11 protein-coding genes are annotated in these 19,334 nt (G+C 72.0%); 4 read left to right on the top strand and 7 right to left on the bottom strand.

The annotated features are described in order from the left end of the window. Positions 1-32 precede the first annotated feature (32 nt). The 5 genes from ACFY5C_RS35670 to ACFY5C_RS35650 all read right to left on the bottom strand — a co-directional run bounded on the left by ACFY5C_RS35670 (position 33) and on the right by ACFY5C_RS35650 (position 9,479). Positions 33-2,111, bottom strand: a complete 2,079-nt coding sequence (locus tag ACFY5C_RS35670; RefSeq protein ID WP_389452664.1) for a hypothetical protein — start codon at positions 2,109-2,111, stop codon at positions 33-35. Between the two features lie 251 nt (positions 2,112-2,362). Further along, positions 2,363-2,866: a hypothetical protein gene (locus ACFY5C_RS35665; RefSeq protein ID WP_389452661.1), complete on the bottom strand. Its 504-nt coding sequence runs from the start codon at positions 2,864-2,866 to the stop codon at positions 2,363-2,365. Between the two features lie 1,311 nt (positions 2,867-4,177). Further along, complete coding sequence (locus ACFY5C_RS35660; RefSeq protein WP_389452658.1) at positions 4,178-5,341, bottom strand: VWA domain-containing protein; 1,164 nt, start codon at positions 5,339-5,341, stop codon at positions 4,178-4,180. A gap of 148 nt (positions 5,342-5,489) precedes the next feature. Continuing rightward, positions 5,490-8,042 carry a DUF5682 family protein gene (locus ACFY5C_RS35655; protein ID WP_389452656.1) on the bottom strand — a complete coding sequence of 851 codons (2,553 nt, stop codon included), beginning with the start codon at positions 8,040-8,042 and terminating at the stop codon, positions 5,490-5,492. A gap of 306 nt (positions 8,043-8,348) precedes the next feature. Continuing rightward, positions 8,349-9,479, bottom strand: a complete 1,131-nt coding sequence (locus ACFY5C_RS35650) for an AAA family ATPase (protein WP_389452653.1) — start codon at positions 9,477-9,479, stop codon at positions 8,349-8,351. Positions 9,480-9,645: 166 nt separating this feature from the next. On the opposite strand from ACFY5C_RS35650, the gene ACFY5C_RS35645 reads away from it, so the two are divergent. Together ACFY5C_RS35645 and ACFY5C_RS35640 are read left to right on the top strand one after the other, a co-directional pair. After that, a complete protein-coding gene (locus ACFY5C_RS35645; RefSeq protein ID WP_389452650.1) occupies positions 9,646-11,004 on the top strand; it encodes an SWIM zinc finger family protein in 1,359 nt (452 codons plus the stop codon). Positions 11,005-11,109: 105 nt separating this feature from the next. Beyond that, a complete protein-coding gene (locus ACFY5C_RS35640) occupies positions 11,110-12,741 on the top strand; it encodes a DUF5691 domain-containing protein (RefSeq protein WP_389452647.1) in 1,632 nt (543 codons plus the stop codon). Between the two features lie 85 nt (positions 12,742-12,826). Here ACFY5C_RS35640 and ACFY5C_RS35635 read toward each other — a convergent pair whose 3' ends face one another. Beyond that, entirely contained in the window at positions 12,827-13,249 is a 423-nt protein-coding gene (locus tag ACFY5C_RS35635; protein WP_389452758.1) for a cobalamin B12-binding domain-containing protein, read from the bottom strand. Between the two features lie 647 nt (positions 13,250-13,896). Here ACFY5C_RS35635 and ACFY5C_RS35630 point away from each other — a divergent pair. Next, positions 13,897-14,757, top strand: a complete 861-nt coding sequence (locus ACFY5C_RS35630; protein ID WP_389452644.1) for an esterase/lipase family protein — start codon at positions 13,897-13,899, stop codon at positions 14,755-14,757. 318 nt (positions 14,758-15,075) lie between these two features. After that, a complete protein-coding gene (locus ACFY5C_RS35625) occupies positions 15,076-16,545 on the top strand; it encodes a M23 family metallopeptidase (protein ID WP_389452641.1) in 1,470 nt (489 codons plus the stop codon). 94 nt (positions 16,546-16,639) lie between these two features. Here ACFY5C_RS35625 and pcrA read toward each other — a convergent pair whose 3' ends face one another. Next, the gene (pcrA, locus tag ACFY5C_RS35620) at positions 16,640-19,126 is read right to left on the bottom strand and encodes a DNA helicase PcrA (RefSeq protein ID WP_389452638.1); all 2,487 of its coding nucleotides are present in this window, start codon (positions 19,124-19,126) and stop codon (positions 16,640-16,642) included. Between the last annotated feature and the right edge of the window lie 208 nt (positions 19,127-19,334).

Here is a 19,334-nt window from a genome sequence, read left to right as displayed (position 1 = left end):
TCTGCCCCGCGGAGTCGGTGGGGAGCGGTGCGTCAGATGCGGTACGCGCCGCTCTGGGGGAGGTCGTGCCGGAGTTCGGTCCGGATGCCGCGCTGGAGGTCCTGTGCGTAATCCGGCGTGACGGACCGGCCGACCTGCTGCACACCGGCGGCGGCGTTGCCGGCCGCCGGGCCCGCCGAGTCGCGGACCGTGCCGGTCAGGTCCCCGGCGAAGGGCGCGGCCTGCCCGGCGACTCCGTGCACGAAGGGGTCGACCTCGCCGACGACACCGCCCGCGAAGGGGGCGACCTCGCCGACCACGCCGTACGCCAGCGCCGTGGCGCTGCCGCCGACGCCCCGCACGACCGGCTGGACGGTGTCCACGACCGTGTCGACGACGGGTCGTACGGCACCGGTGACGCCGTACGCGAACGGCGGCACCTCCTCCGTGACGCCCTCGGCGAGGGGCACGGCCTGGCCGGCGACGCCGTGCACGAGCGGGTCGACCTCGCCGACGACACCGCCCGCGAACGGCCGGACATCGCCGACCACGCCGTACGCCAGCCCGCCCGCATCCGCGACGGCCTGCCCGGCGACGGGCACGACACCGTGCACGGCCGTGTCGGCGACGGGCGGCAGGACCGCACCGGTGACGTCCGCGGTGACGTGGCCAACGAGACCGGTGGCGTACGGGGGTACGTCGGTGGCGGCACCCCGCACGACCGGCTGCACGTCGGCGACGGCGCCGGAGGCGAGGGGCCGGACGTCGCCGACCGTGCCGTGGGCGAGGTACTGGACGTCGCCGACCGTGCCGTAGGCCGTCGGCTGCACACCCTGGACGACCCCGCCGATGACCGGCTGGACTCCCTGGACGGCATCGGCGGCGACCGGCTGGACGCCCGCGACGGCCTGCCCGGCCACGGGATGCACATCGGCGACGACGCCGTATGCCAGCGCCGTCGCGGCGTCGACCGTGTGCCCGGCGGTACCGGCGACCCCCGCCACGGCGCCGTGGGCGACCGGGACGACGCCCGCCACCGCCTGCCCGACGACCGGCCGCACGCCGGTCACCGCACCGCCGGCCACCGATCGGACGCTGTCCACCGCGTTCGTGGCGACCGGCGTCGCCCCGGCCACGGTGTGGGTGGCGGTGGGGGCTACGCCCGAGACGGCGTGCTCGGCGGTCGGGACAACACCCTCGACCGCCTGGCCGGCGACGGGCAGTACGCCGTGCACGGCATGGGTCGCGATCGGCGGGACGACCGCGTCGGCGGTCTGCGCGACGACGGGGGTGACCGTGCCGGGGACGGCGCTGACCGTGCCGACGACCCGCTGCTCCACACCGCCGACCGTGCCGGTGACCGTGCCGGTGACCGTGCCGGTGACGTGGCTCGGAACGGCGGAGACGGAGGCCTCGGCCGCTCCCTTGACGGTGGTGGCCTCAGCGGTGGCGGGGGCGGTGGCGGTTGCCTGGGCGGCCGTCGCCGTCCCCGTGGCGCTCCCCTGGACTTCGGCTGCGGCGGCCCGGGTGACCTCCTGCGTGGCCCGCAGCTTCGTCTGGGTGGCGGCGAGCGCCTGCTCCAATTCGGGGGCGAAGGCGGCGAGGGGGCCGAAGAGGTAATCGATGGTGCCGGGGGCGTCGGGCGTGGCGGGGAGCTGCGGGGTGTGCCGCGGTGCGTCCCTCAGGTCGCCGACGGCAGCGGCGGTGCTCCTTGCCTTGGCCTTCACGGCGGTGGTGGCGCTGGTGGCCCTGGTGGCCGCCGAGGCTGAGACGTCGGCGTCGACGTAACGGCGCGTCTGCTCGGCGCCGCCCGTGTTCCCGCGCGCGGTCCTGACGGAGTCGGTGACAGTGCTGGTGGCGTCGTCGGTGCCGTTGGTGACATTGGTGACGCCGGTGACGGTGTTCGTTACGTCGGAGGCGACGCCGTCGACGGTGCCGTTAACCGCGCCGAGCAGCCCTGGCGCATCGGTCGCATCGGCGGCGTCAGTCGCGTCGGTCGCGTCGGTGGACGTGTCCGGTACGGAGAGAGTGGAGGCGTGCAGCTCGTCCGCGCTGGCGGCGGCCGAACCGAGCGCCCACGCGCCGGTGACACCGGCGGCTATGACGATCGAACGGCGAATGTTCTTGTTCATACGTGCGTCGAATCCCTAGATCTTGGGACGGTTTGGGGACATTCCGGCAGCGAGTCCGGTAGCGATCCAGGCAGTTGAGGACCAGCGGTACCGGGTACGGCTCCGGAGGCTTCCGTCCGGAAAGATCCAGCGATGTCCAGGGGGACATGAAGTGCTGGGGTGCGGTCCGGACGGACTGGCACGGGCGTATGGGCAGGCCTGCTTCCGCCCCCGCGCGACAGGTCTACGGCGGGGAGGGCCGGCCTACTGGCCTAAGCGGGGGAAACCGGAATGTCCCGGTGCCTGTCCTGGATCTCGTCCGCCTCGACGCGAGCGGCGGCGCCGGGCACCAACCGCAGCGGCGCCCGCCCGTTCAACGAGACGGCGTGCGCGTCCCCGTGCCGCGACGAGTTGTTGTCACCCGCGGAACGGTTCCCCAGCACACCGCCTGGGTGATCGACCGGCGCCTGAGGAACGGGGGCATAGCGGGAAGGCTCGGTGGTACGTGCACCGCTGGACGCCGAGGCATGGGACGCGACGACATCAGCGACGAACCGGGGGCCGTAGCCGACGACCGCATCCCTGCCGGTACGCCCCTCGTCGCCCGTTCCGTCAACGGCCTCGGGCACCTCGGCGACCGGGTCGGGCGTCTCGGCGCCGGGCGCAGGCAATGTCTGCCCGGGCAGGGCGGGGAGACCGGGCAGGCCTGGGCCATCCGGGAGGCTGGGAAGGTCGGCGCCGGGAAGATCCGGGAGCGTGAATCCGGGGAAATCCACCCCCGGCCAGCTGGGCCAACTCGGCCACGCCGATGACTCGGGCACCGTCGGCAGCGCGGGCAGAGGGGGCAGCGCAGGCAGAGGAGGCAGAGGGGGCAGCGCAGGCAGAGGGGGCAGCGCAGGCAGCGCCGGGAGCGGCGCCAACGGCGGCACCTGCGCCTGCACCTCAGCCAATCCGCCGGTCACCGACTCGGCCGCGCCCCCGACCGGTTCGACGACGCGATGTCCGACGCCCTGGATGACAGCCTCGGCCGCGGGGCGGAGGACCTGGTCGTCGGTGGGGTGCGGGATCGCGGGGGTGGCGTTGCCGACACCGCCCTGAGTGTGGGGGGCGCGGCCGGAGGACGGCGGGATGCCGGGAGCCCGGGCATCCTGAGCGAGGTCACCGGGAGACGGTGCGCCGGGAGTCGGAGGGTGAGGCGCCGGGACACCGGGAGCGGACGCTCCGGCAGCCGGAGCATGGGGCGCCGGAACACCGGGAACGGTGGCTCCGGGAGTCGGAGCATAGGGCGCCGGGACACCGGGAGCAGAGGCTCCGGCAGCCGGAGCATGGGGCGCCGGAACACCGGGATCAGAGGCTCCGGGAGTCAGAGCATGGGGCGCCGGATCGCTGACAGCCGGCGGCTGCGAAGTTGGGGAGAGCGGCGAAGTCGCCGGGGGCCGCGGACTTGCCGGAGGCGTCGACGACGCAGTGCCGGGCACATCGCGCGCTCCCGTCTCCGCCAGGCCGCTCACCAACCGCCGGACCGCTCCCCCCGCCGATGTCCCGATCCCCTCGCCCTCGGGCGCCGAAGCCGTGGCCGCGATGACGGCGGAGGGTGCCGAGCCCGGGGACGACGCGCTGGCTGTCCCCACCGAAACCCCGTCGGCCGCATACGCCCGCTCTCCGCAGAGGAGCCCGATCGCGAGCACGCCGCCCACCAGCAGCACCAGCTGCAGCGCACGCCGCCCAGCCGCAGCGCGCGGGACACGCACAGCGGCATCGGGCAACGTGGCCGGCCAAGTCAAGACGGGGAGTCCTCCCGTGCGGCGGAACGAAGTACGCGTGACGAGCAGCGAGTCGATGCGCCGCGGTACGGACGAGCGGAGTGCGGCGCAGAGCTGAACAGGCGTCCGATACTCGCACGGCCCTCCCGATGCTGCGCAAGCCCTCCGCTACCGATGCGCCTCATGTCCCTTTTGCTGGCCCAAGTCGGACGTCACCAGGTCGACAAATCGCCAGCCGTTCCGGGCCTTTTGGCCCTCTCGCCCCCTCGCAGGGCCCTCCCCGACCCCCTCCCCCCGACCCCTCTTCGCGGCCCTCCCCTCGCCTCACACCGTGTCCGGCACCGGTATCGGCCGCTTCTCGATGGCCGCCGCCATTACCTCCGGGAACAGGTCGGGCGTGCAGGCGAACGCCGGTGCACCCAGCGCGCCGAGCGCGGCCGCGTGTTCCCGGTCGTACGCCGGCGCCCCCTCGTCCGACAGCGCCAGCAGCGCCACGAACTGCACCCCCGACGCCTTCATCGCTGCGACCCGCTTGAGCATCTCGTCCCGTATCCCGCCCTCGTAGAGGTCGCTGATCAGCACGACCACCGTCTCCGCGGGCCGGGTGATCTGCGACTGGCAGTACGCAAGCGCCCGGTTGATGTCCGTGCCGCCACCGAGCTGCGTGCCGAACAGCACGTCGACGGGGTCGTCGAGCTGGTCGGTGAGGTCGACGACAGCGGTGTCGAAAACGACGAGCCGGGTGTTGATCGACCGCATGGACGCCAGCACGGCCCCGAACACCGACGCGTACACCACCGACGCCGCCATCGACCCCGACTGGTCGATGCAGAGAACGACCTCCTTCTTCACGGACTGCGACGCCCGCCCGTACCCGATGAGCCGCTCCGGCACGACCGTCCCGTACTCCGGGAGGTAGTGCTTGAGGTTGGCCGCGATGGTGCGGTTCCAGTCGATGTCGTGGTGGCGCGGCCGGTTGATACGGGCGCTGCGGTCGAGAGCCCCGGTGAGAGTGGCCCGCGTGCGGGTGGCGAGCCGCTTCTCCAGGTCCTCGACGACCTTGCGCACGACGGCCCGTGCCGTCTCCTTCGTGGTCTCCGGCATCGCCCTGTTGAGCGAGAGCAGAGTGCCCACGAGGTGCACGTCCGCCTCCACCGCCTCCAGCATCTCCGGCTCCAGCAGCAGCGTGGACAGCCCGAGCCGGTCGATGGCGTCCCGCTGCATGACCTGTACGACGGAGGACGGGAAGTACGTCCGGATGTCCCCGAGCCACCGCGCCACGGACGGCGCCGATGCCCCGAGCCCCGCCGAACGGTCCTTCCCCGGCGCCGACTTGTCCCCTTTGCCGTAGAGGGCGGTGAGCGCCCCGTCCATCGCGGCGTCCTTCCCGGAGAGCGCGCACCCGGTGCCGTCGGCGGTGTCCCCGCCGAGCACCATCCGCCACCGCCGCAGCCGCTCTCGCGCCGGATCCATCGCCTCGGTCGTCATCGGCACGCTCCCTCACGAGGTCGCTCCCACAGCGGCATCACCGGCACGGTCGTGGTCGTTCGCCGACCATGCGCCGCGAACCCGTGCGATGGCCCGACGGCGCGCACCGCTCCGGCGCGCTCCCTCGGTTCCGTCACTTCGCCAGTCGTCATCCCGTAGCCCCCACCAGCTTGTTCGCGCCGACGTCGCTCTCGGCGTCCTCTTCCACCCGGTCCAGACCCAGCAGCAACCGCACCACCGGCACCACGGCATCCGCTCGCTCGGCATCGAGCTCGGCGCGGAAGCCGGGTACGCCTGAGCCGCCGGCCGCCCTGCTGCCCCGTTCTCCCGGCCCTCGCCGGACCAGCTCGCCCAAGGTCCGCCGCACCCCGGCCTCGTACGCCGAGAACGTCCGCCTCAGCAGCGGCAACACGTCCGTGAACGCCTCAGCCGACACCCCCGTCAGCCATGCGTCGACCAGCCCGAGCAGCCGCTCGTCGTGGACCAGCAGCATCCCGCCGCCGGAACCACCGCCCACGAACCCCTCGATCCACGCGGCCGCGTCCCCCGGCGGTGTCCCCGGCGACAACGCGAGCCCCATCAACCGCGCCGCCTCCTCCTGCGCCAACTCCCCGTCGTCCAGGAGCAGCCGCACGGAGCGCCCTCTGATCACGCCGGGGACGGTGTCCCGCCCGGACAGCACCCGAAGCACCCCGTGCCAACGGTTGCGAAGGACTCCGTGTCCGAGCGCGGCCGAGTCGCCCGAAGCAATACCGGGCCCTTCCGTGACGCCCTCGCCCTCGCCCCGCGCCGATGCCACCGCGTTGCCAAGCAACCCCAACGCTCCATGCACCGCGTCCACATGGCGCCGCATCTCCTCGGCGGCGTCCGCGTCCAGCGCAGCACAGGCCGGGGGCAGGCCGACGAAGATGCGCTCGGCGAGCCCCGCGGCGACCTCGGTGAGCGCCTTGGTGTCCGTGCCGCGCACATCGCCGTACCGCAAGGACCGCACCAGCGCGGGCAGCGCCTGAGCGAGATGGCCTACGTCGGCGTCGAGAGCCGCCCGGTCGGCGAGGATCCGCATCACCACAGGCAGCGCGTCCGGCAGGTCGGCCAGCAGGCAGCGCTCCGCGAGTGCCGTGACGTCGGCAAGCCCCTGCGCGGCGACGGCACCCGCCTCCGCCTTGGCGGTGGCCGCCGCGAACACGGTGGTCCCCCACACCCCGGCCTCGGCGATCCGTACGGACAGCTCGGGCTCCCACCGCAGCCGCCACGTCTCCCGGAACGTCCCCGTGCTTCCCCGCGACGAGACCGGCTCGCCCCACTCCACGCCGAGCAGCCGCAGCCGGTGCAGCAGCCTGCTGCGCTCGGCGTCGTTCTCCTTACGCAGGTCGAGATCCAACTCCCGCTCCAGCGCCTCCGGTTTGAGCCGCAGCCGCCGCTGGATCCGATCGAGGTCCCGCTGCAACGGCACCGCCGGCGCCGACCGCGGCACCTCCCCCAGCACGTCCCCGACGACCAGCCGATCGCGTACCAACGCGAGCGGCACGTCAGAGCCCTCGCACATCACCGCCCGCACCGCGTCGGTCATCTCGCCCAGCCCCGGCAACGGGCGCCCACGCATCGCGGCCAGTGTCTCCGCCAGCCGCACCGCCTCGATGACGTGCGCCGAGGAGACGATCCGGTCCTCGTCCCGCAGCAGCCCGGCCACCTTGGTCATCCACCGCTCGACCGGCCGGTCCGGTACGCCGAAGAGGTGCCCGTACCACCCCGGCGAGTCGATCCCCGCCCCGTACCCGCTGGCCCGGGCCAACCGCCGGTTCGTCCACGGCACCCAGGTCATATCGGCCTTGACCTTGGGCAGGCCCTTCAGCAGCGCCTTGTCCGCGGCCACGGTGCTCTTCTGCCGCAGCGCGGGCACGTGCCACGCCCCGCACACCACGGCCACATCGTCACCGAACTCCCGCTGAGCGGACCGTACTTGGAGCCGCATGTACGCCTCCCGTACCAGATCCCGCTCATGCCCCCCGCTGCCGTACGCCTCTCGCAACGCCCCCATGGCCTCCTCGAGCCCGAGAAACGGCGCGAACGCATCCCCGTCTCCCACCCCCCGGTGCTCGACGACGTCCTCCCACCACCGCTCGGGATCGTCGTAACCAGCGGCATCGGCGAGAACGGCGAGGGGGTCGACCCGGACATCGGGGCCGGAGCCGCTCGCGTCGCCCTGCGCCCCGTCAGGCTCACCGGCTCCCCCGCCGGACGGCGCCGGCCCCGCGTCCTCGTCGGCCGGCGACTGCCCACCGTCCTCGTCAGCGGGCGTCGGCCCCCCGTCCTGCTCCACACACGCCGACTCCTCATCCCTCCCCCACGCCAACGTGTGCGTGGCCGGCAGGTCGATGAACCGGGCCGGTACCTCGTGCTCCAGGGCCCAGCGGATCGCGACCCACTCCGGGGAGAACTCGGCCATCGGCCAAAAGGCCGAGCGGCCGGGCTCGTCCACGGCGTGCGCGAGGAGGGCGACCGGCGGTCGCATGTCCGCGTCACCGGCAAGCTCGATCAGGGCATCGGCCTCCGGCGGCCCTTCGATCAGCACGACCCGAGGCTGCGCCGCGTCCAACGCCGCCCGCACCGTCCGCGCCGACCCGGGCCCGTGGTGCCGTACGCCGAGCAGCAGCGGCCCGGCACTCCGCCCCTCGCCGCAGGACCTGTCCACGCCAGTCACACCGTCCCCCTCGGTCCGCGAATGTCCGGCCACGCCGCCGCCGGCACCGCCGCTTGCACCGCTCGCGCCGCCGCGTCCGCCGACCGCCCGTCCGCGCTCAGCTCCCGACGCATCTCGTCACCCCTCACAGCACCATCCCCGTCTCCTGCACAGCCGCCGGACGATGCCGACGACCGCACCCTCCCTGCCCACCCGTCGGACCACATCCCGGCGCCGCCCTGGGCAGGCCATGCCTCTAATCCGCTGCCACGGACCCGCCCGACTTCGACCCGCCGCTCGGGCGACCCCACCCGAGGTCGTCCTCGTTCACACGCTCACCTCCCGGCACGCCCGGTAGAAGTCCGTCCAGCCGTCCCGCTCACGCACCACCGCCTCCAGGTACTCCTGCCAGACGACCCGGTCGGCCGCCGGGTCGCGGACCACGGCGCCGAGGATGCCCGCGGCTACATCCCCGGAGCGCAGCACTCCGTCGCCGAAGTGGGCCGCCAGGGCGAGGCCGTTGGTGACGACCGAGATCGCCTCGGCCGTCGACAGCGTGCCGCTCGGGGACTTCAGCTTCGTGCGGCCGTCGGCGGTCACCCCGTCGCGCAGCTCACGGAAGACGGTCACGACGCGGCGGATCTCGTCGATGCCGTCCGGCGCGGCCGGCAGGTCGAGGGAGCGGCCGATCTGGTCGACGCGGCGGGAGACGATGTCGACCTCGGCCTCGACGCTCTCCGGCAGGGGCAGCACGACCGTGTTGAAGCGGCGGCGCAGAGCGCTGGAGAGGTCGTTGACCCCACGGTCGCGGTCGTTGGCCGTGGCGATGAGGTTGAAGCCGCGGACCGCCTGCACCTCCTGGCCCAACTCCGGTATCGGCAGCGTCTTCTCCGACAGGATCGTGATCAGTGTGTCCTGCACGTCCGCCGGGATACGGGTCAGCTCCTCGACCCGCGCGGTCATCCCCTCCGCCATCGCCCGCATGACGGGGCTGTGCACGAGGGCGTCACGGCTCGGGCCGTTCGCGAGCAGCTGCGCGTAGTTCCAGCCGTAGCGGATCGCCTCCTCCGGCGTGCCCGCCGTGCCCTGCACCAGCAGCGTCGAGTCGCCGCTGACCGCTGCGGCGAGGTGCTCGGAGACCCATGTCTTCGCGGTGCCGGGCACGCCGAGCAGGAGCAGGGCACGGTCCGTGGCGAGCGTGGTGACGGCGACCTCGACGATGCGGCGCGGGCCGACGTACTTCGGTGTGATCACCGTGCCGTCCGGCAGCGTGCCGCCCAGCAGATAGGTGGCCACCGCCCACGGCGACAGTTTCCAGCGGGTCGGGCGAGGGCGATCGTCCTGCTCGGCCAGCGTGGCGAGTTCATGGGCGAACGCGTTCTCGGCGTGCGGTCGCAACACCTCGGCCGCTTGCGTCTCCCCCGCTTCGACGGATTTCGGTTCTACGGAAACAGACATGGCAAAGTCCCCCTCCAGCTCGGCCGGTTCAGCCGTTTCGGATCTGGCATCCACGTTGCACCACGCCACTGACAACACGTTCCGACCTGCGTAAACGCACCCGCAGAGCCGCTCGCGGCTCGTCCGCCCCGGCCGATTGTCAGTGGTGGGATCTACCTTCGATGGCATGACTCAGCTGGGGGTGCGCTGGACCGCGGACCAGGTGCTGGCACTGGCACCTGACGCCGCATCACGCAAAGCGGGAAGCAAACTCGGTGCGGCAGGGCCGTGGTCCGAGGCGGGGAGTTCCGACGAGGGGACGGTGTGGGGACTGTGCAAGGGCAGTGGCAGCAAGCCGTATCAGACGGTCATCGATGTCGCGGACGCGTCCGGGCCCGCGTACAAGTGCAGTTGTCCGAGCCGGAAGTTCCCGTGCAAGCACGCGCTCGGGCTGCTGCTGCTCTGGGCGGGCGGCGAAGGTGCGGTGCCGCCGGCGCAGCAGCCGCCGGACTGGGCGCAGGAGTGGATAAAGGGGAGAAGGCAGCGCGCGGACGAGAAGCGGGCGGCGGGTGCCGCCGGTTCGTCGACGGCGTCCGCTGATCCGGAGGCGGCGCGACGTCGTGCGGAGCGCCGGGCCGTTCGGGTCACAGCGGGGGCGACGGAGCTGGAGCAGCGGCTCACGGACCTGCTGCGCGGCGGCCTGGCCGGCGCGGAGCAGGCGGGGTACCGGATGTGGGAGGAGACAGCGGCCCGCATGGTCGACGCGCAGGCTCCCGGACTGGCCGCGCGGGTGCGGGAGCTGGGGGCGATCCCGGCGTCCGGCCCTGGCTGGCCGGTGCGTCTGCTGGAGGAGTGCGCGCTTCTCCACCTCCTCGATCAGGGCTGGCTGCGCCGAGAGCGGCTGCCCGAGGCCCTGGGGGACACAGTCCGCTCCCGCATCGGTCTGCCCGCCTCGGCCAAGGGCCCGGCCGTCCGGGACCGCTGGCTGGTCCTGGCCCAGTACGACTCGGCGGACACGAAGCTGACGACCCGCCGGATATGGCTGTACGGCGCAGAGTCGGGTCGCACCGCGCTGCTCCTCTCCTATGGCGCCGCCGGCCGCGCCCCGGAGCTGGCGCTGCCGGTGGGGCTGGCCCTAGAGGCAGAGGTGTCGGCTTACCCGGGTGCCGGTCAGCTGCGGGCGGCCCTGGGCGAGCAGTTCGCACCGCCCGCGCCAGCGGCGATACGGCCGACGGGTGTGACGACGACCGAGGCGGCCGCCCGCTACGGCGAGGCGCTCCGTGACGACCCGTGGCTGGACTCCGTCCCGGTGACCTTGGACCGGGTCGTACCGACCCCGGACGGCGACTCGTGGCAACTGGTCGACGCCGACGCGGACTCGGCCCTGCCACTGACCCCGGCCGCCCGTGCCCGCCCTGGTCTGTGGCGCCTGGTCGCGCTGTCGGGCGGCGCCCCGGTCAAGGTGTTCGGCGAGTGCGGCCACCGCGGCTTCACCCCGTTGACGGCCTGGCCGCGGGGGCGGGGAGAGGCGGTGCAGCTGTGCTGAGCGGCACCGAATCCGCCGACCCGCCCCTCCCCAGGGACATCCGACCCCAACGCCCCTGTCACCACTCCCCGGCATTCAGCACGAAGGCAGAGAGGAACGACCCTGATGAACAGCCCCTCGGTTCCCGTGGACTCGCCGCCGAGCGCCTGGGAGGAACTCGTCACCGCGGCTCTGCTCGGGACGGACCGGCGTACGCCTCCCGGCTGCTCACCGGGCCCGGAAGCACCGCTGGCGCTGCTCGACACCGCGGCCGTGGAGACCGTACGGCGACGCGCCGGGCTGCGGCCGGCCCGGGCGGCGCAGCGGCCGCGGCCGGCTCCCGAGGACCCTCGCCCCGCACTGCCCCCGGCTGCGGCCCGCAGGCTGGGGATGCTGCTGACCGACCGTCCCGGCGTGGGCGGCGGACGCAGAGGCACGGCACCGGACCTCATGGAGCTGCTGCCGCAGTGGCTCGCGACGGCGAACGACCGGGGTTTCGCGCCGCCCCCGCAGTTGCTGCCCGCGCTGCTGGACGCGGCGCGGGGCCGGACGGACCTGCGTCCGGCGGCGCTGACGTTCGCCGGCCCGCGGGCGGTGTGGCTCGCCAGGCTGAACCCGGACTGGCGGTTCGCCCTGCGCGCGACCCCGGGTGGCGGCGCGGCACTCCCGCACGTGGACAACCCCGCCGAAGTTCAGCAGCTGTGGCAGGAGGGCCTGTTCGCCGAGCGGGTCGCCCTGCTCTCCGCGATACGCGCGGGTGATCCGGCTGCCGCGCGCGAGCTGCTGACCACGACGTGGGCGACGGAGCGGGCCGAGGACCGGCTGATGTTCCTCGACTCGCTGCGCAGTGGTCTGGGCCCGCAGGACGAGCAGTTCCTGGAGCAGGCGCTGGCCGACCGGAGCCGTAATGTCCGGGCGACGGCGGCGGAGTTGCTGTCGGCGCTTCCGGGTTCGGCGCTCGCGGCGCGGATGGCGGTGCGGGCCGGGACATGTGTGGCGCTCGATCACACAGGCGAGGCCCCGACGATCACCGTGGAGGCGCCGCACGAGTGCGACGCGGGCATGGAGCGCGACGGTGTCGTGGCGAAGGCTCCGGCGGGGCGGGGTGAACGGTCGTGGTGGTTCGGCCAGTTGGTGGAGGCGACGCCGCTCGGCACGTGGCCGGGGCGGCTCGGCGGACGTACGCCTCGGGAGATCGTGGCGTTGCCGGTGGCGGACGACTGGCACAGCGAGCTGCACGCGGCGTGGTGCCGGGCGGCGGTGCGTCAGCGGGACGGCGAGTGGGCCAGGGCACTCCTCGGGTCCCCCTCGGCCCCGGAAGCCGGCGGTCCGGGTGCGGTGTCCCTGGCCGAGCGCGCGAAGCTGCTCGGCACGCTGGGTTCCACCGAACGGGCCGAATGGGTTGGCGGGTTCATCGCGACGCACGGCCTGTCCGAGGCGTTTCAGCTGCTCGGAGTGTGCGCCGTGCCCTGGGCCGAGCCGCTCGGGCGGGCGGTGGTCGACGCGCTCGACATCGCGCGGGACGCGGGCAGTTATCCCTGGAGTTTCAGCGGAGTGATGGGCCTGGCCGAGCGCTGCCTCGACCCGGCCGAGGCAAGCCGCCTCGACGGCCTGCTGGCGGTACCGGACGAACCGGAGGACGCGTCACCGGGGGCGGGGAGCTACTGGGCGGAGGCGTTCCAGCGGCTGGTCACGACATTGCGGTTGCGGGCAGCCATGACACAGGAGCTGGAGCCGTCCAGCCAGTCCGGCGATTGAGGACATGGTCCTTCAAGGGCCGAAGCGGGGTCCGGGAGCGGCAGCCCCAGGGACGGCCGCCCTCGCCCACCCCCACGAAGTCGGCTCAGCCGCCGGAGGCAGCCGGCTGCCGGACGTTCGCCCGCACCCAGTCCACGATCGCCTGAGTCGTCGCCCCCGGCGTGAAGATCTCCGCCACACCCTTCTCCTTCAGCGGGGGGATGTCCGCCTCGGGGATGATCCCGCCGCCGAAGATCAGGATGTCGTCCGCATCGCGCTCCTTGAGGAGTTCGATCACGGCGGCGAAGAGGGTGTTGTGGGCACCGGAGAGGATGGACAGGCCGATCGCGTCGGCGTCCTCCTGGATCGCGGTGTCGACGATCTGCTCGGGAGTCTGGTGGAGCCCGGTGTAGATGACCTCCATACCGGCGTCGCGCAGCGCCCGCGCGATCACCTTGGCCCCTCGATCATGGCCGTCGAGCCCAGGCTTGGCCACCACCACGCGGATCGGACCGGCTGCCACACCCATCACTGCCTCCATGAAGCGACTACATTCATCCGTACCGACAAGCACTGCTCACATATGAGTTATGCCGCACTGGCCGCACATGTCATACATGGTGCGCGTATCGCACTTTTTCCCGCCGCTCACAGCGCCGGACGCACCCTCACGGCACGGACGTCCCGGGCCACACCGCCCGGCAAGTAAACGAACGTTATCTCCAGCATCCCGCAACCGGCAGTTTCGCGGTGCAGAGCGAGGGGGAAATCACACGGTGGGACACGTTCGCCGCGCACCGTTCCATATCTCTGCGGCACACGAGCCGCAGCGGTCTGCGGCACACGCGTCGCAGCGGGACCAAGCGCAACGGGAGCCGCAAAGAGGTCGCCGCACCACCGCGCCGCAGGCCGCGCGACTGGTGGTGCGGCGTATCGACGCCGGCATGAAAGGCACGTAGGGCAGGTAAGGCACGGCAGCGGGGAGCCTCGTCGCCACACCGGCAGGGAGCCCCGTCAGGTCATCGGTGCTCCATGGCCGACCCGACCGACTCACTTCTCGCGCCTCGCTCACCCCACGCGCCTTCCTCATGCCTCGTCGGCCACCTCCACCGCGACTTCCCATGAGGGCACACGGGGGCCGGAGCCGTCCTCCTGCGTGCCGCAAGGAGGTCGGCCATGAAGGTCACCGGGGCAGTACTCCCCTTTCTCCCGCTCTGCCGACGCCTGCTCCCGAGCAGACTCGCCGGCCTCTCCCTGGCCCTGCTGAAGGCGACCGCCCTCGAGCTCGCGATCCTCGCCGGACACGTGCTGCTGTACCCATCCGGCATCGCACAGGAGCGCCGGCCCGTCCCGCAGCTCCCCGGGCAGGACACCGCCCAGCTGCCGACGGAGACCAATCCTCCCGTCGTCCTGCTGCACGGCTTCATCGACAACCGCTCCGTCTTCGTCCTGTTGCGCCGCAGCCTCGCCCAGCACGGCAGGCACCAGGTCGAGTCGCTCAACTACTCCCCGCTGACCTGCGACATCCGCACCGCCGCCGAGCTGCTCGGCCGGCACATAGAGGGGATCTGCGAGCGCACCGGCAGCAGGCAGGTGGACGTCGTCGGGCACAGCCTCGGCGGGCTGATAGCGCGCTACTACGTGCAGTGCCTCGGCGGCGACCTCAGGGTCCGCACCCTCGTCACGCTCGGCACGCCGCACTCCGGCACCCGTGTCGTCCCGCTGGCGAACGCGCACCCGATCGTTCGTCAGATGCGCCCCGGCTCACCTGTCCTCGAGGAACTGGCCCGGCCCGCGCCCGGCTGCCGTACCCACTTCGTGAGCTTCTGGAGCGACCTCGACCACCTGATGGACCCGCTCGAGACGGCCTGCATCGACCACCCGGACCTGATGGCGCAGAACGTCCGCGTCACCGGCATCGGACACCTCGCCCTGCCCGTGCACCCCGCCGTGGCGACCGGGATCCGGCAGGCCCTCGACACCGCACGAACCGGAGCCGAGGCTGCCACCCAGGCCGGCGGCCTGACAGTGGCGTAACCATCCCGCACCATCCCGCCGACCTCGCCGACCTCGCCGACCTCGCTGACCTCGCCAGGCAACCACCCGACGACCTGATCGCACTCGCCTCACGGTCTCAGGACAGCTGACCAAACGTCGAACAATCTTCGAACACAAGGCCAAACTCACGCCCGCAGTCCGCCAAAACACGGCCGAATGCCCGTTTCCTGCGCGCGCGAAACCTGCCGAAGATTGTCGTGCCCGCATACCGCCGGGTACAGTCGCCGCACTGCTCTGGCAGCCCCTGTTGTCGAGGCGAGAGAGAAGTTGGTGAACGATCGTCACCCGTCGGGGACCATGACCTCCCCGACCTCGGCTTCCGATGCCGCCTCGGCGCACTACGCGTCGTACGGCGCCCAGGAAGCCCACTACGGTGACTCCACCACGTACGGCACCTACGACGCCAACGGATTCGGCGCCACCGGGCACGCCACCACGACCTTCGACGCGGACCCCCTGTTCGGCAGCCTCCCCGGCGAGAGCACGGGCGCGTACGACACCACTCAGTGGTCCACGGGCAGCCACCACACCGTGAACTACGACGCCTACGCGGCCCAGCACCACGCCGCCTACGACACCGGCGCGTACGACACCACCGCCTGGACGAACGACCACGAGCGACTCGCCTTCGTCCCCCAGCAGGCCAACGGCCACGACGCCTCGGGTCAGTGGGACGCGAACGCCTGGCTCCAGCCCGACCAGTCCGCCGCCCCGGCCGACCAGACCCAGCACTGGGAATGGGGCACCCAGGTCTACGACACGGGCGCGTACGACGCCACGCAGTGGAACTCCGACAGCGGCGTCGACACCGGCTCGCAGGCGATCGACGAGTACGAGCACGCAGCAGAATCCTTCGATCAGCAGGCGACCGCGCACTTCGAACACCTGGACCCGACGGCGTACGACACCCCCGCCGAAGGCGACGCCGAGCTGACCGCCACCGGCGAACTCCCTGCCGTGACGCCCCTCCTGGACGACCAGGAGGAGACAGCTCCGGCCCCCTCCCCACGCGCCGCCTCCCGCAGCGGCTCTCGCTCCCGCCGCCGCACGCCCCCCAAGCGCTCCGCGCTGCTGACGGTCGCTGTGCCCTCGGCGTGCGTGATGGGCGTCGCGGGAATCGCCGCCGCCTCGGTCGGCAGCCTGACCGAGGACAAGGAAGCGTCGTCCACGCTGGCCTCGGAAGGCGAGGCCGTGCAGCCGTCCACGGCGAACAACAAGCTGGACACCCAGCTCGAGAGCCTCTCCGCCGGCGCCGACGACTTCGCCGACCGGGCCAGCCGTACGCAGGAGCGCATCGACCTCAAGGCCCAGCAGGCGGCCGAGAAGAGGAAGGCCGCCGAAGAGGCGGCCCGCAAGGAGCGGCTGCGCCCGAAGTTCGCGGTTCCGGTCGCGCAGCACGGCCTCAGCGCCTATTTCGGCCAGTCCGGCATCAACTGGATGTCCATCCACAGCGGCATCGACTTCCCCGTCTCGTACGGCACCACGGTGATGGCCGCGACCGACGGCACTGTCCGCACGCAGTGGAACAGCGCTTACGGCAACATGATGATCGTGACCGCCAAGGACGGCACGGAGACGTGGTACTGCCACCTCTCCAGCTACCGTGTCGCCTCCGGTACGACGGTGAAGGCCGGCGACCCGATCGCGTACTCCGGCAACTCCGGCAACTCGACCGGCCCGCACCTGCACTTCGAGGTGCGCCCGGGCGGCGGCTCGGCGATAGACCCACTGTCCTGGCTGCGCAGCCACGGCCTCGACCCGTCGTAGGCAGTCCGCCGACCTCCCTGGCAACCACCGACTGCCTTGTGCGCCCAGCGCCCCCGCTCCTCAACACCTCAGCGGGGACGCACGCTTGTCAGCGCTACAGCTTCTCCACCGGCGCATACCGCAGCAGCAACCGCTTCGGCTTGGTGTCCCCGAAGTCGATCGTCGCCTCCGCGTTCCCGCCCGTGCCCTTGACCGCCGTGACGGTGCCGAGCCCGAACTGGTCGTGCGTGACCCGGTCGCCGACCGCCAGCTGGACGACCGGCTTCTCCGAGGTCCGCCGGGTGGCGAATCCGGACGCCCCCGACGCGGAGGAGCGCGAGCGGGACGAGGACAGCGAGGCCGCCACGCCGGCCGCCGGACCGGAGGACACGGGCGCGGTCGCCCCCGTCCGCTTCCAGTCCACGTGCGCCGCCGGGATCTCCTCCAGGAAACGGGACGGCGGGTTGTACGAAGGCTGCCCCCACGCACTCCGCATCGACGACCGCGTCAGATACAGCCGCTCACGCGCGCGCGTGATGCCGACGTACGCGAGCCGCCGCTCCTCCTCCAGCTCCTTGGCCTGACCGAGGGCGCGCATGTGCGGGAAGACGCCGTCCTCCATGCCGGTGAGGAAGACGACCGGGAACTCCAGGCCTTTGGCGGTGTGCAGGGTCATCAGGGTGATGACGCCTGAGCCGTCCTCCTCCTCGTCGGGGATCTGGTCGGAGTCGGCGACGAGCGCGACCCGCTCCAGGAAGGCCGCGAGCCCGCCGGAGGCCTCACCCTCGGCCGATTCCTGCTCGAACTCCAGGGCCACGGCCGCGAGTTCCTGAAGGTTCTCGATACGGGTCTCGTCCTGGGGGTCGGTGGAGGCCTGCAACTCGGCCAGGTACCCGGTCCGTTCGAGAACCGCCTCCAGAACGGTCGCCGGTCCCACGCCGGACTCGACGATCGTACGGAGCTCCTCCATCAGCGTGTTGAACCGCCTGACGGCGTTCGTCGACCGCGCGGCCATGCCGTACGCCTCGTCGACCCGCCGCAGTGCCTGCGGGAAGCTGATCTTCTCCCGCTGTGCGAGCGCGTCGATCATCGCCTCGGCGCGGTCGCCGATGCCCCGCTTGGGGACGTTCAGGATCCGCCGCAGCGGCACGGAGTCCTCGGGGTTGGCCAGCACGCGCAGGTAGGCCAGGACGTCCCGGACCTCCTTGCGCTCGTAGAACCGGACCCCGCCGACGACCTTGTAGGGCAGGCCGACACGGATGAAGACCTCTTCGAAGACACGGGACTGTGCGTTCGTCCGGTAGAAGACGGCGACGTCACCGGCCTTCGCATCGCCCGCGTCCGTCAGTCGGTCTATTTCGTCGGCGACGAACTGCGCCTCGTCGTGCTCGGTGTCCGCGACATAGCCGGTGATGCGCGCGCCCGCGCCCGCGTTGGTCCACAGGTTCTTGGGGCGCCGCGACTCATTGCGCTCGATGACCGCGTTGGCGGCGGTCAGGATCGTCTGGCTGGAGCGGTAGTTCTGCTCCAGCAGGATCGTCGTCGCGTCCGGGTAGTCCTCCTCGAACTGGAGGATGTTGCGGATGGTGGCGCCCCGGAAGGCGTAGATCGACTGGTCTGCGTCACCCACCACACACAGCTCGGCGGGCGGGATGTCGGCCTCGCTCGGCGGCACGTCGACGGGGTGCTCACCGGTACCGACGAGCTCGCGCACCAACGCGTACTGCGCGTGGTTGGTGTCCTGGTACTCGTCCACCAGCACATGACGGAAGCGGCGGCGGTAGTGCTCGGCGACGTCCGGGAAGGCGCGCAGCAGGTTGACCGTCGTCATGATCAGGTCGTCGAAGTCGAGGGCGTTGGCCTCCCGCAACCGCGACTGGTACAGCGCATACGCCTGAGCGAGGGTCTTCTCGAAGCCGTCCGTCGCCTGGGCGGCGAAGTCCTCCTCGTCGATCAGCTCGTTCTTGAGGTTGCTGATCTTGGCGCTGAAGGACTTGGGCGGGAACCGCTTGGGATCGAGGTCCAGATCACGACACACCAGCGCCATCAGACGCTTGCTGTCGGCGGCGTCGTAGATCGAGAAGGACGAGGTGAACCCGAGCTTCTTGCTCTCCCTCCGCAGGATGCGCACGCACGCGCTGTGGAAGGTCATCACCCACATCGCGTTCGCGCGCGGGCCGACGAGCTGCTCGACGCGCTCCTTCATCTCGCCCGCGGCCTTGTTGGTGAAGGTGATCGCGAGAATCTGCCCCGGATGCACATTCCGCTCGGCCAGCAGGTGCGCGATGCGATGGGTGAGCACCCGCGTCTTGCCGGACCCGGCACCGGCCACGATGAGCAGCGGGCTGCCGGAGTGGACGACGGCGGCACGCTGGTTCTCGTTCAGCCCCTCCAGCAGCGCGGCCGCGTCCAGGGCCGGGCGGGGGGCGCCGTCGCGGTAGTACTCGTCCCGGTCCGGCGGCACGTCGAACTTCCCGCCGAACAGATCGTCCGGAACCGGCTCCGGAGCGTGTTCGTCCTCGGGCGGCGGCGGGGGTTCGTCCGCATGGGCCCGCGGGGCCTGGAGGTCCGCCAGGAAGCTGTCGTCAAAGAGGCTGCTCATCGCTCTCCGAGTCTAGGGCGCCCCACTGACAGCCCGCCGCCGCCCTGAGAACATCACCTGTTTCAGCACTCACCGATCTTCAAACCCCGCACACCCGAGCACCCCCCTCACCCTCCAGAACCATCCCATTACGATCCGCAACCCCTCGAACCAAACCGAACCAATTCCGCCGATACACACCCCATCCCCCTGAATCCCGCAACCTGCC

The organism is Streptomyces sp. NPDC012935, from assembly GCF_042900345.1.
GTDB lineage: Bacteria > Actinomycetota > Actinomycetes > Streptomycetales > Streptomycetaceae > Streptomyces.
The sequence above is the reverse complement of the archived record's forward strand: the minus strand, read 5'-3'. Positions and strand labels throughout refer to the sequence as shown.

Excerpts from the sequence above, each read along its gene's own strand:
- ACFY5C_RS35635 (WP_389452758.1), bottom strand. The coding sequence starts at position 13,249 with ATGGGTGTGGCAGCCGGTCCGATCCGCGTGGTGGTGGCCAAGCCTGGG.
- pcrA (WP_389452638.1), bottom strand. The coding sequence starts at position 19,126 with ATGAGCAGCCTCTTTGACGACAGCTTCCTGGCGGACCTCCAGGCCCCG.
- ACFY5C_RS35670 (WP_389452664.1), bottom strand. The coding sequence starts at position 2,111 with ATGAACAAGAACATTCGCCGTTCGATCGTCATAGCCGCCGGTGTCACC.
- ACFY5C_RS35640 (WP_389452647.1), top strand. The coding sequence starts at position 11,110 with ATGAACAGCCCCTCGGTTCCCGTGGACTCGCCGCCGAGCGCCTGGGAG.
- ACFY5C_RS35625 (WP_389452641.1), top strand. The coding sequence starts at position 15,076 with ATGACCTCCCCGACCTCGGCTTCCGATGCCGCCTCGGCGCACTACGCG.
- ACFY5C_RS35645 (WP_389452650.1), top strand. The coding sequence starts at position 9,646 with ATGACTCAGCTGGGGGTGCGCTGGACCGCGGACCAGGTGCTGGCACTG.
- ACFY5C_RS35630 (WP_389452644.1), top strand. The coding sequence starts at position 13,897 with ATGAAGGTCACCGGGGCAGTACTCCCCTTTCTCCCGCTCTGCCGACGC.
- ACFY5C_RS35650 (WP_389452653.1), bottom strand. The coding sequence starts at position 9,479 with ATGTCTGTTTCCGTAGAACCGAAATCCGTCGAAGCGGGGGAGACGCAA.
- ACFY5C_RS35660 (WP_389452658.1), bottom strand. The coding sequence starts at position 5,341 with ATGACGACCGAGGCGATGGATCCGGCGCGAGAGCGGCTGCGGCGGTGG.